Source organism: Nostoc sp. DedQUE05 (genome assembly GCF_034530955.1).
Classification (GTDB): Bacteria; Cyanobacteriota; Cyanobacteriia; order Cyanobacteriales; family Nostocaceae; genus Nostoc.
The window spans coordinates 69,041-81,752 of sequence record NZ_JAVRCB010000041.1; the positions used below are offsets into that span (position 1 = coordinate 69,041).

Sequence of the window (12,712 nt, forward strand, 5' to 3'; positions counted from 1 at the left end):
AGTCATATTTCTTAGCAGCTAATCGGTATTGTTTGGGATGAAAATGTGGCGGATTAACTAAAATTTTGCCAAGGAAATTATAAGGTATGAGGTATAGCAATCTGATTTGATTTCTGAATTAATCGTAGGGACTAGGGACTGGGGACTGGGGACTGGGAAGAAGGAATAAAGCTGTACTGAGTTTTTTTCAAAAATCAAATAGGAGTCCTATATTATTCGATAATTTTTGTTATAAATTAGCTAGTATTTGGATTTAGTATTTTAAATTAGCCAAATAGTGTTATTTATCTTGATGGTTCGAGCTAAATTTTCACCCCGCATATCAGACAACTAAAACATTGACCTCTAGCAAAAGAAACTTTTAGAACTCAACAAAAATCTATCTGTAGATAAGTTACTAAAAATCAAAAACTAGCTTAGGGTATGTACAGCCTCTGCAATGAGTATTGGTTTTTCCAAAAACTTTTCATGCCCCATATTCATTATTCTCAGTTACTACGTTATGGTCTTGTTGTATTAATTGTCGCACTAGCATTAGTGCTAATGTTGATGCTAGACCCTTGGTTAAGCATGAATAATACTCCTTTTCTACTATTTTTTAGCGCTGTAATGTTGAGTGCTTGGTATGGGGGTTTGAAATCAGGGTTGTTAGCAACTTTATTGTCTGCATTACTGAGCAATTACTTCTTTCTACCTCCAGCTTATGAGCTGAGTTTTGATTTATCTAATTCTGTGCGAATTGGGTTATTTGCATTGCAAGGATTGCTCTTTAGTATCTTATGTGAGGCATTAAAAAATGCTAAAACAGGGGCGGATGAAAATCTCCAAAAGCTAAGAGTTAGTGAAGAAAGATTTCGATTAGCGTTAAGTAGTTCAGATATCGTCGTCTTTCAGCAGGATCGCAATTTGCGATATCAGTGGATTCATAATCCTCAAGGTCTAGAAACTGCTGAAGAAATGCTGGGTAAGTCTGATGATGAATTATTTACCGCCTCAGTAGCAGCGCAATTAACGGCAATTAAGCAGAAGGTACTAAAAACTGGTGTTTCAACCCGTGAAGAGATTTATCTGACAATTGGTGAAAAAAACCTTTACTACGATTTGCTCGTTGAACCATTAAGGGATGTAGACAATAGCATTCAGGGTCTTACCTGTGCAGGTGTGAATATTACTGAGCGCAAGCAGGCAGAACTAGAAAAAGTCAGGTTGCACCAGGAACTTCAACAAGCTATTGGGCAAAAAGATGAATCTCTGGCTTTACTCAATGCTTGGCTTACTAGTTCGCCAGTGGCGCTGGCTTTTCTCGATCCCGAACTGCGCTACATTCATGCGAATGAAGCGCTAGCTGCTATTAACGGTGTACCACAAACTCAACATATTGGTCGCACCTTTAGGGAAGTACTACCAGAATGGGCAGCGCAAATTGAGCCTATTTTTCAGCAAGTGATGAAAACTAGGCAGCCCTTACTCAACCAAGAAGTAAGCGGTGAAACCTATCCTCCGGGGGTATATCGTTATGGTCTTGTCAGCTATTATCCGGTGTGTTTGCCGGATGGGCAATTATTAGGAGTAGGCATTAGTTCAATTGATATTACTCAACTCAAACAAACTGAACAAGCATTGCAAGAAAGCGAAGCGAAGTTTCGCAGCGTAGTTGAGTCAAACATGATTGGTATTGGCTTCTGGCATAGAGACGGCAGGATTACAGATGCTAACGATGCCTTGCTGAATATGGTGGGTTATACCCGTGAAGAATTACTTTCTGGAAAACTTAACTGGCAAAACTTGACTCCTACAGAATACCTGCCACTCGATAAGCAAGCACTAGCTCAATTTCAAGACAGCCCCTTTTGCACACCATATCAAAAAGAATATATCCGTAAAGACGGCTCACGCTTGCCGATTTTGGCAGGTGGTAGCCATTTTGAAGGGACTGTAGATCGAGGAGCTTTTTTTGTTCTCGATATTACAGAGCGCAAGCAAGCTGAGGAAAGGCTGCGCTATATCGCCCAAATTAGTAGTGTACTCTCTACTTCGTTAGATTATGAACAAACCTTACAACAAATCGCTAAAATCTCAGTTCCTCAGCTAGCTGATTGGTGTAGCGTTGATATTTTAAATGAAGATGGTTCCATTCGCCGCCTACCCATTGCCCATGCAGACCCATCGAAAGCGGAGTTGGCGCGTAAACTTCAGGAGTATGTGACAGATTACAAGGGTGCAAGTGCAATTACTAGAGTACTGCAAACTGGACAAAGTGAATTGATTTCAGAGGTATCTGACTCGCTATTAGTAGCAACTACTCAGAATCAGGAACACTTAGAACTTGTTCGGCAATTGGGGATGAAGTCTGTAATGATTGTGCCGTTAATCGCAAAAGGGCGGATACTCGGCTGTATTACCTTTGTCAACACCCGATCGGATCGTCGCTACGATCGCACTGACCTAACTTTAGCAACAGAGATTACTCATCGTGCTGCCTTAGCAGTGGAAAATGCCCAACTTTATCGAGACATCCACCAAGCTTTAGTCCATTATGCCGAATCTCTATCTCTTCTAGATGCGCTGCTAGAAGCAGCTCCTATTGCTGTATGCTTTTTGGATCGAGAACTGCGATATATCCGCATTAATCAAGTTTTCGCTGACATTAACGGTTTAACTATAGAAGAACATCTAGGATGCAAATTTAGGGAAGTTTTGCCAGCGATGGCGGCTGAGTTAGAGCCACAGTTACAGCGCGTGTTAGATACTGGAGAACCCCTACTGAATATGGAAATCAGTGGTGAGACAAGAGGACAACTAGGACGTTACGGTTACTGGCTCGGCAACTATTACCCAGTTGATAACGCAATGGGTGAAACGGTAGGAATTGGCATTATTTTGGCAGAGGTGACAGCAGCCAAGCAAACAGAAGTTGCTTTGCGAGAAAGCGAAGAAAGGTTTCGGGCAATGTTCAATCAAGCAGCTGTCGGTATTACTCTAGTAGGGTTGGATGGACGATTTCTGCAAGTTAATCCTGCCCTATGCGAAATTACTGGGTATAGCCATGAAGAGTTAATGCAAATGAACTTTCAGGAAATTACCCACCCTGACGACTTAGAAGTTGATTTGGAAAATGCTCGGCGAGTTTTAGCAAAAGAAATTAGTGGATATTCCTTAGAGAAGCGCTACATCCGCAAAGATGGTTCTATCGTTTGGGCAAACTTAACTTCATCAGCAGTTTGGAATGCGAAGGGACAACCAATGTATGCATTAGGGATTATTGAGGATATTAGCCACCGCAAACGAATTGAAGCCACACAAAACTTTTTAGTCGAAGCCAGCACCTTACTAGCTGCCTCATTGGATTATGAAGTAACTTTAGAAAATGTGGCAAATCTAGCAGTTCCAACTTTAGCCGACTTGTGTATTGTAGATGTCTTCCAGGAAGATTGGTCAAGTAAACAAATTGCGATCGCAATTGCCGATTCCACAAAACTAAACATTTTAGACCAAATCCGTCGGCGTTATCGACCTAGAACCAAAGCCAAACAGCTTGTACGGCAGCTACACTTAGGTATATCTGTCTTTTATCCCGAATTATCTGACTCACATCTTCTACAGATGTCTGAAGACAACGAACATCTGCAATTACTGCAAAGTTTGGGTATTCGTTCTCTGATGGTGATTCCAGTTCGTTCTCGCGGGCAATTATTTGGAGCAATCTCTTTTTTTACCGCCGAGTCAGGTAGATACTACCAACAAACAGACTTGGCTTTAGCAGAAGATATCGCTCGGCGGGCGGCGACAGCCATCGACAACGCCAGACTCTACCAGGAAACTCAACGGTCTGTCAATCGCACCATACTTTTACAAAGAATAACTGCTGCCTTCTCAGAAGCCTTAACTCCCCAACAGGTAGCTGATGTAGTGGTAAACCAAGGCATTGCCGCCTTGAAAGCTACTGGTGGTTCCGTTGTCTTACTTACTGAGGCAAATACTACCCTAAATGTTGTGCAAGCAATTGGCTATCCGCAAACGCTGATAAATACTTTGACAACTTTTCCGATTACAGCACCTAACCAAATAGCAGAAACAGTCAGAACTGGGCAGCCGATTTTTTTAGAAAATTTAGCAGCCATGATTGCTAGATATCCCAACTTAGCAGATGTTGTGACTGTTATGGCGAATAATGCCTGGGCTTCCATTCCCTTGGTAGTAGAAGGTAAAGTAATTGGCGCACTGGGATTAAGCTTTACTACTGGACAAATATTTAATGAAGAAGACCGGGGATTTATGTTGACACTGGGACAACAGTGTGCGCAAGCGATTGCCCGCGCTCAACTTTACGAAGCTGAAAAGACTGCCAGGGCAGAAGCCGAGACAGCCAACCGGATTAAGGATGAATTTCTCGCTGTGCTTTCCCACGAACTCCGAACTCCCTTGAATCCAATTTTAGGGTGGGCAAAGTTACTCAGAACCCGCAAGTTCGACGAAGCTACTAAAATCCGGGCATTGGAAACAATCGAGCGGAATGCCAAGTTACAAACCCAATTGATTGGAGATTTACTTGATGTTTCCCGGATTTTGCAAGGTAAGGTTAGGTTAAATCTCCATGCAGTGGATTTGAAAATAGCGATCGCATCTGCATTAGAAACGGTGCGTTTAGCAGCAGAAGCCAAATCGATTCAAATTCAAATCATCTTAAGTAATGATATCGGCAAAGTTCTCGGCGATGGCGATCGCTTGCAACAAGTGATCTGGAATCTCCTCTCCAATGCCGTTAAATTCACACCTACGAATGGACTTGTAGAAGTGCGTCTAGAGCAAGTTGGTTTAGATGCCCAAATCCAGGTAATTGATACAGGTAAAGGAATTAACCCAGAATTTTTGCCCTACGTCTTTGATTACTTCCGGCAAGCAGATGCTAAGACAACCAGAGTATTTGGCGGATTGGGATTAGGGCTGGCAATTGTGCGTCATCTGGTAGAACTTCACGGTGGCACAGTTCAGGCAGAGAGTCCAGGTGAAGGACAAGGAGCTACCTTCACAGTTAAACTACCTTTGCTCAAAAATTCTCAGTTGCGAGTTAGAAGTAGTGAGGCTTCTCAAACAGAACTCAGTACTGACGAGACATTACTGGCTGGAGTACAAATCCTGCTTGTGGACGATCAAGCCGATGTGCGAGAGTTTTTTAGCTTTGTGCTGGAACAATATGGCGCGACAGTGACAGCAGTTGAATCAGCAGATGAAGCACTGCAAACATTAATGCAATCAAACCCAGATATCCTCTTAAGCGATATTGGAATGCCCTTCATGGATGGGTATATGTTGCTACGTGAAGTGAGAAAATTACCACCAGAGCAAGGCGGACAAATTCCGGCGATCGCTTTGACTGCTTATGCAGGAGAAATTAACTACAACCAAGCAATGGCGGCAGGATTTCAAAAACATCTACCTAAACCCGTCGATCCAGCAGATTTAGCCGCAGCGATCGTTAGTCTCATTGGGCGCACTTCACCTTCTGAGTAAATTAACTCTTCAATTTCTCTTCTTTGCTTTAGAAATTAAATATATATTTTTTATTTTTATTTAGAAATTTGCCATTTGCAAATTGATGTTATAAATTAATGCTCAGGTTTTAATCAGAGATTTATTTACCAATGAAAACCCAACAGTTCAGTTCAACAACCCTAGAAAATAGACCTACCAAGACGAAAAAACAGTCTTTTCCTGGTAAGAGTATTGGTACTCCCAAAGTACCATTTCGTAAATCCTATAAAATAGTCCAACAACATGAGTTACTTAGTGACTGGGAACACGCGAGTTAATTTAGTAAGTACTTACGATCTAAATTCATGTACTACTCTCGGTATCCAGTCAGACATTAAATGATACCAATTTTCTGTGAAGTTGCACTTAATAACGAGGTGATGATATAATCCCATCCACAAATAGAAGCGTAGTTTACCACCGTAGGTCTTACCCTGAGCCTGTCGAAGGGCATCGCTTTTGCTGAGATGGAACCCTTGAACCTGTTTTAACTTCCGTCTTAATTCATCTTTAGGCCCCTAGTTGTTTATTCACCATCGAATTTTCTTAGCACCTTGGTATCAAGAAATGGAAAAGTATTTAGTCACCAAAGAAGAGATTGAGTCTTATAAAGGACTAGAAAAAACACATTTTCTCAACTCCAATGCTCGCAGACTAAATAAGTCTTTAGGGGATTTGACAGGTTTAAAAAATATCGGTTTCCACATTATTGAAGTAGAGCCTGGACGTGAATCAACGGAACTTCATATGCACTATCACGAAGAAGAGTGCGTATACATTCTTGAGGGAGAAGCTGAAGCAACAATTGGAGAAAGCGTTTATCCAGTTAAAGCAGGAGATTTTATTGGATATCGTGCTGGTGGTAAGCCGCATAACCTGAAAAACACGGGCAATTCTATATTCAAATGTATAGTAGTTGGTCAAAGGCTAGAGCATGATATCGGTGATTATCCAAATTTGCACAAGCGTATATATCGGAGCAAAGGTTTAAAGTGGAATCTGGTCGATATGGAAAATATAGCTGAACCAGTAGCAGGTAAGAAGGCATAACAGGTAGAATGCATTTCCTCATGATTTCTTTGGCTCTATTGCCATGAGCCAACAATCTGAGTATTCTCCTTCATGCAGTTCATGTGCCGGCAATAGCTTTACTTTCACAAAACCACATTTTTCATAACAGCGAATAGCACGATAATTGTCAACGTGCGGATCTATAACAATTTTCTGAGCTTGATACTGTTCAAAAAGATAGTTGATAAATACTGATAGCATTTTTGTACCAATTCCCTTGTTCCAATAGTCGGTTTCGCCGATGAACAAGTCAATCGCATAGACACGATCGGTTTGGTCGAGATGATACAATTGTCTATCAGTTTCCGATAAGTCATTGAGTGTACAATACTGCAAATAACCAATGGGAATATTTTGATAGTAGAGGAGGCAAGGAATAACCGCCTCATCTCCCCTAACCATCGGTTTGTACGTTTCTATAATTCTTTCTAAAGGAAAAAAATTATCTCTTCCTTCATAAAATTCTAAAACTTTTGCATTAGTTAACCATCTTGCCATCAACTCATAATCATACATTTCATCTTGCATGAGACGAATAGATATTTCGTCTTTTCTAATCAGCATATCTTGTATAAATAGAATATTTTTTATAGCACCTATTAATATATAGCAAGGGACTGGGGACACTTCGACAAGCTCAGTGCATCGCTGGGGACTGGGTGAAAAGCCTTTTTGTGTCTAAGTTTTATCGTCTGTTGATGTTCTAACCACCAAGGCTTGTGCTATAAATTGTTAAAAATGTCTATATTTTGACATAATTTGTGAAAAAAAGAGGAATTTTATCTCTATTTTCTAAGAATAAAATTCCTCTTCAACCCTTATAAGACCCTTGAGATTAGATAGTTATCCACAGGTGAGATTTATTTAGTTCCCACCAGATACAACAGCTTTATTATGTATCGCAGTGTCTTCAGGCTTTCTCTGCCATTTACCATCATTGCCTGGTTCGTATTCATTTTTTACACTATTCCAAGCAATATCACGCGCACCATCTTCACTCGAACCATTACTTTCAGCAGCATTAAATGCTGCAAGAAAAATCTGTTGTGCGTGTTCAGGCAGTTGTCCTTTGATATCTTCCGCTAATTCATCTATTTTGTTATAAGGCATGAACTCACTCCGAATTATCTTAACTTGAGTCTATGCTAAAGAACTGGTAATCTAATTTCCTCCTTCTCTAAGTAGAGAACCAAATAATCATACTTTTGGCTGAGTCAAATAATTTTTAAATCAGCGACGCAATAATATTAATACTCATAGCTAAAATGGTGGTATTGAAAAAGAAAGATAATATGCCATGTAACAGAGTTAAGCGTCTCATATCGGGTGATGTTGTCTGCACATCTGAAACTTGACTGGTCATGCCAACAACAAATGAATAATATAAAAATTCCCAGTAGTCTGGATAGTCGTTATGAGGAAAATCTAAACCTCTAGTGATTTCTTCACTATGATTACGATTAATATATTTGTAATAACTGTGTGCATATTGCACTGCAAACATCGTATGCACTAATAACCAGGAACCGACAATGGTCATAATTGAAAGTACAACGTGTAGGGTAAGCTGAATTATTGACAATCCTTTTTTATCAAGTAAAAACCCAATAGCTAAAACACTGGCACAAGCCGCAGCGATTACCAGCATAAATATAGCCAAATGTCCTTCATATTCACTCTCAGCATAACGGCGAATTTTTTCTGGGTTAGCCTTAATCATTTTCCACCACGTTATCGCTAAGAAAAAGTCAATACCGGAGTTCCAAGCACAGAGAATGCGAGTAGGTAAGTGCAGAGAATGCGGCAGGATTACTGAAACTAATACAGCGAGTCCGACAGCAATAATTAATCGGGGTCGAGAGTCAAAGTTTTTAAATAAATTAAATTTCACAAATATTGCGATCGCAGAGTTTAACTAATTCGTAATTCATAACTTGTGGTGAAACACTACACCACATTACACAATCGTCATTCCAGATTTTACTAGGGTTTGAATCCACATAAGTAGATGGACAAAAATATTTACAACCATTGCAAACTCAGTAAATCACCTAATACTCTGCAAATGTCTCACTTGCAATGACATTGTGTAATTAATTTTGTCCAACTACTTTTTTATCTTCCCAGTCTTTAATCTCCAGCCCTTAGTTCAATTAAAAATTATTGGAACTTGGCTCTAATCGTCTCTATGCGTTTACGATTAACACCCAAATCGCTTTGACCTAAACGTGAAGCTGAACGCACATGGATAAGATTTGCAGTCCGGTCTAGATAGAATTCTACATCATCGACAAATCCCAGTAAAGCACTTTTAAATTCTGCATATAAATAATCTTTACTTTCGCTAATGATTTTGGTTCTTGGTAAAGACTCAATAATCTGTTTAAGATTAGTAATCGCTTGTTCTGGAGTAGATGTAAAAGTCAGTGGTGCAATTTGATGAGATGCATCTGTACTCTGACTAGAAACGCAATTGGGAGAATTAGGACAGGGTGTTAATTTACCGTTGCTAATACCTAAATTATTTGGTCGTTTGCCAGCAAAAACCATAATTATGTCTCCGGGTGAGTGAATAAATATACTCTCACACATTTGTTTGAATCACTGTAATATTTTGGCGTAATCGCATCTTCTAGCAAATGACAGATTCACTAAAACATCGGTGATGCGATCGCTCTTTATGATTCAATACGCTTGGGTTAGCGCCAAAAACCCAACATTTTCATAACTTTGTTGGGTTGCGCCTTGCTTTACCCAACCTACAATTTTTCATAAAAAAAACCTGTATTCTTTGCTCAATAAAGCTTACAGGCTATATTACACCTATACCAAGTTACTTCAGACTAGGCGATACTCAAATTAACTCGGACAATCAAATCGTTGTAATCTCGATCGCCGCCATTAGCCAAATCCTCAAAGCCAAAAGCGTTATTCCCTAATAGGCGAATATGATCTGCTTTGTCAGTGTTAGCACCCAAGAAGGAGAAGTAAACTGCCGGATCGTTATTGGTATTGCTATCAAGAATTGCATCAGTCCCGGCATTAACGATGATAAATGGGACGAAAATAGCACCAGGTTGGAAATTACCTGTGAAAGTTGCTGTACCTTCGTTAGCTACACTCAAATCAATACCAGCGACACGGTGACTAATAGCTGCCTGAGTATAACCCGCCTGTCCAACCAGCACATCTGCTGTACCATCGCCATTGGTATCGATGCCACCATTCTCATCAGTTATCTGATAAAAGCCGACAAAGTTGTTAAAAGCTGCTTCTCTATGAACTACAAATTCGGCTTTCACCAATTGTTTCACATCCCGTAAATCAATTAGTTCGGGTTCATATTTTCCTTGAAGACCAGTACCTAGAGGTGGATCTTGCTCTGTTGCTGCAATCTTGACAACCAAATTCTGGAAGTTGAGAGAGAACCCTGTATCATCCACATTCGTATCTGAGGAAAAAAGCACCTGAGAAAACGGGGTTTGTCCAGATAGCACCGCCTGAGTAGTGCTGCTACGGATTAAATAAAATCTTAGGTTGCTCTCAGAATTGAATTCCAGTAGCCTGCTGAGGTCAGTGGGATTAAAACCATTGGGTAATTTGGCAAGAGATGAAAGAAGCACTGTTGCCCGTTGGAGAGCTAGTTCGGTGTAATTTGCAGCACCAGGGGCTACGCCATTAATCCTACCTTCTGCATCGTCAACGACAAATACACCCAGTTCATTGACTTCTTCAGAAGTGTTGCTTTTAATCTTGACTGAGAGTTTGGCTTTTTCACCGTTAACTTGATTTTTGATCGTAAAGATATCACCTGTAATTCTTGTGAGTAGGCTGATTGATTTAGTCTCAGCAGTAATCCCTTGAGCAATGGTGAGTGCAAATACATCACTGACTTCAGCCCCAACCAAATCTTTGGCAGTAACTTTGATGTTCAAGCTACCCAAATTATTATTCGTAGGAGTGCCGCTGAAAGTACGCTTGTTAGGATTGAAGCTTAACCAACTAGGTAGTGGATCGCTATTGTCTAAGGTAGCAGTGTAGGTTAGGGTATCTTCAATATCTACATCGCTAAAGGTGTTTTCAGAGATAGTGAAGTTAAAGGTAGTTTCTGCCGTAACTTTTTGGTCAGCGATCGCCTGCTCTACAATTGGTGGATTGTTAGCTTTAGCAATTGTGAGTGCAAATACATCACTAATTTCAGCAAGAGCTGGATCTGTGGCGGTGACTTTAATGTTCAAGCTACCCACATTATCATTCGTAGGAGTGCCGCTGAAGGTAAGCTCGTTAGCATTGAAGCTTAACCAACTAGGTAGTGGATCGCCATTGTCTAAGGTAGCAGTGTAGGTTAGGGTATCTTCAATATCTACATCGCTAAAGGTGTTTTCAGGAATGGTGAAGTTGAAAGTAGTTTTTGCTGTGGCCTTTTGGTCAGCGATCGCCCGATCTACAATTGGCGCACTATTGAACTTAGCAACTGTCAATACAAACACATCACTAACTTCATCCCCAGAAATATCCTTGACAGTGACTTTGATATTCTGATTACCCAAATTCTCCATCGTTGGAGTACCACTAAAGTTCCGGGTAGCAGAATTAAAAGTTAGCCAACTGGGCAGTGGATCGCCGTTTTCGAGAGTAGCAGTGTAGGTGAGGCTATCGCCAGCATCAATATCAATGAAGGTATTTTCTGGGATCGTAAAATTGAACTGCGTATTTATGAGTACCTTTCGATTAGCGATCGCCTCAACTAACTCTGGTGCATCGTTAACGTTCTTAACAGTAAGTGCAAAATCATCACTGACTTCAACCCCAAAAATATCCCTAGCAATAACTTTAATGTTGAGGCTACCCACGTTTGCATTTAAGGGAGTGCCATTAAAGGTTTTGGTAGCAGCATTGAAGGTTAACCAATTAGGTAAAAAATCACCGTTTTCGAGAGTGGCGGTGTAAGTGAGGCTATCGCCAGCATCGACATCAATGAAGCTGTCTTCTGAGAAAGTGAAATTGAAAACCGTGTCTTCTATTGCTTCTTGGTTTGCAATTTCGTTCATCACCTCTGGCGGATCGTTGACGTTATTAACGGTGAGTGTAAACACATCACTGATTTGAGCAAGAGCTAGATCCGTGGCAGTAACTTTAATGTTGAGGCTACCCACGTTTGCATTTAAGGGAGTGCCACTGAAGGTTTTGGTTGCAGCATTGAAGGTTAACCAACTCGGTAGAGAGTCGCCGTTTTCGAGAGTGGCAGTGTAGGTGAGAGTGTCGCCAGCATCGACATCAATGAAGGTGTTGTCTGGGATAATGAAGGTGAAAACTGTATCTTCTGTTGCTTGTTGAGGAGCGATCGCCTGAAATACCTCTGGCGCATCGTTGACGTTGTTAACGGTGAGTACAAAAACATCATTCGCTTGGGCGCCAGCAGTATCTTTAGCAGTAACTTTAATGTTGAGGCTGCCGACATTTGCATTTAAGGGAGTGCCACTGAAGGTTTTGGTTGCAGCATTAAAACTCAACCAACTCGGTAGAGAGTCACCATTTTCAAGAGTGGCAGTGTAGGTGAGAGTGTCGCCAGCATCAACATCCTTAAAGGTGTTGTCTGGGATAATGAAGGTGAAAACTGTATCTTCTGTTGCTTGTTGGTTTGCAATTTCGTTCATCACCTCTGGCGCATCGTTGACGTTGTTAACAGTGAGCGTAAACACATCACTGATTTGAGCAAGAGCTAAATCCGTGGCAGTAACTTTAATGTTGAGGCTACCCACGTTTGCATTTAAGGGAGTGCCACTGAAGGTTTTGGTTGCAGCATTGAAGGTTAACCAACTCGGTAGAGAGTCGCCGTTTTCGAGAGTGGCAGTGTAGGTGAGAGTGTCGCCAGCATCAACATCCTTAAAGGTGTTGTCTGGGATAATGAAGGTGAAAACTGTATCTTCTGTTGCTTGTTGGTTTGCAATTTCGTTCATCACCTCTGGCGCATCGTTGACGTTGTTAACAGTGAGCGTAAACACATCACTGATTTGAGCAAGAGCTAAATCCGTGGCAGTAACTTTAATGTTCAAGCTACCCACGTTTGCATTTAAGGGAGTGCCACTGAAGGTTTTGGTTGCAGCAT

8 protein-coding genes are annotated in these 12,712 nt (G+C 40.8%); 3 read left to right on the forward strand and 5 right to left on the reverse strand.

The features are described from left to right. Positions 1-468: 468 nt before the first annotated feature. The 3 genes from RMZ42_RS26080 to RMZ42_RS26090 all read left to right on the forward strand — a co-directional run bounded on the left by RMZ42_RS26080 (position 469) and on the right by RMZ42_RS26090 (position 6,582). Positions 469-5,511: a PAS domain S-box protein gene (locus RMZ42_RS26080; protein ID WP_322674141.1), complete on the forward strand. Its 5,043-nt coding sequence runs from the start codon at positions 469-471 to the stop codon at positions 5,509-5,511. 131 nt (positions 5,512-5,642) lie between these two features. Continuing rightward, positions 5,643-5,810, forward strand: coding sequence for a hypothetical protein (locus tag RMZ42_RS26085; RefSeq protein ID WP_322674142.1), 168 nt, complete (start codon positions 5,643-5,645; stop codon positions 5,808-5,810). A gap of 289 nt (positions 5,811-6,099) precedes the next feature. Then, positions 6,100-6,582 (forward strand): cupin domain-containing protein, encoded by a 483-nt coding sequence (locus RMZ42_RS26090; RefSeq protein ID WP_322674143.1) that lies wholly within the window; start codon positions 6,100-6,102, stop codon positions 6,580-6,582. Positions 6,583-6,600: 18 nt separating this feature from the next. On the opposite strand, the gene RMZ42_RS26095 is transcribed toward RMZ42_RS26090, so the two are convergent. The 5 genes from RMZ42_RS26095 to RMZ42_RS26115 form a co-directional block, all read right to left on the reverse strand. After that, on the reverse strand, positions 6,601-7,167 hold the full coding sequence (locus RMZ42_RS26095; protein WP_322674144.1) for a GNAT family N-acetyltransferase: 567 nt from the start codon (positions 7,165-7,167) through the stop codon (positions 6,601-6,603). A 300-nt stretch (positions 7,168-7,467) separates the two neighbouring features. Then, positions 7,468-7,713: a ChaB family protein gene (locus RMZ42_RS26100; RefSeq protein WP_322674145.1), complete on the reverse strand. Its 246-nt coding sequence runs from the start codon at positions 7,711-7,713 to the stop codon at positions 7,468-7,470. Positions 7,714-7,828: 115 nt separating this feature from the next. Then, positions 7,829-8,494, reverse strand: a complete 666-nt coding sequence (locus tag RMZ42_RS26105) for a DUF1345 domain-containing protein (RefSeq protein ID WP_322674146.1) — start codon at positions 8,492-8,494, stop codon at positions 7,829-7,831. A 269-nt stretch (positions 8,495-8,763) separates the two neighbouring features. After that, entirely contained in the window at positions 8,764-9,153 is a 390-nt protein-coding gene (locus RMZ42_RS26110; protein ID WP_322674147.1) for a DUF1499 domain-containing protein, read from the reverse strand. A gap of 293 nt (positions 9,154-9,446) precedes the next feature. Continuing rightward, positions 9,447-12,712 (reverse strand): putative Ig domain-containing protein (locus tag RMZ42_RS26115; RefSeq protein ID WP_322674148.1); only part of this gene is annotated, 3,266 nt, incomplete at its 5' end.

What these genes read in the sequence shown, in the direction of transcription:
- RMZ42_RS26080 (WP_322674141.1), top strand. Translation starts at nt 469, where the DNA reads ATGCCCCATATTCATTATTCTCAGTTACTACGTTATGGTCTTGTTGTA.
- RMZ42_RS26085 (WP_322674142.1), top strand. Translation starts at nt 5,643, where the DNA reads ATGAAAACCCAACAGTTCAGTTCAACAACCCTAGAAAATAGACCTACC.
- RMZ42_RS26090 (WP_322674143.1), top strand. Translation starts at nt 6,100, where the DNA reads ATGGAAAAGTATTTAGTCACCAAAGAAGAGATTGAGTCTTATAAAGGA.
- RMZ42_RS26095 (WP_322674144.1), bottom strand. Translation starts at nt 7,167, where the DNA reads ATGCTGATTAGAAAAGACGAAATATCTATTCGTCTCATGCAAGATGAA.
- RMZ42_RS26100 (WP_322674145.1), bottom strand. Translation starts at nt 7,713, where the DNA reads ATGCCTTATAACAAAATAGATGAATTAGCGGAAGATATCAAAGGACAA.
- RMZ42_RS26110 (WP_322674147.1), bottom strand. Translation starts at nt 9,153, where the DNA reads ATGGTTTTTGCTGGCAAACGACCAAATAATTTAGGTATTAGCAACGGT.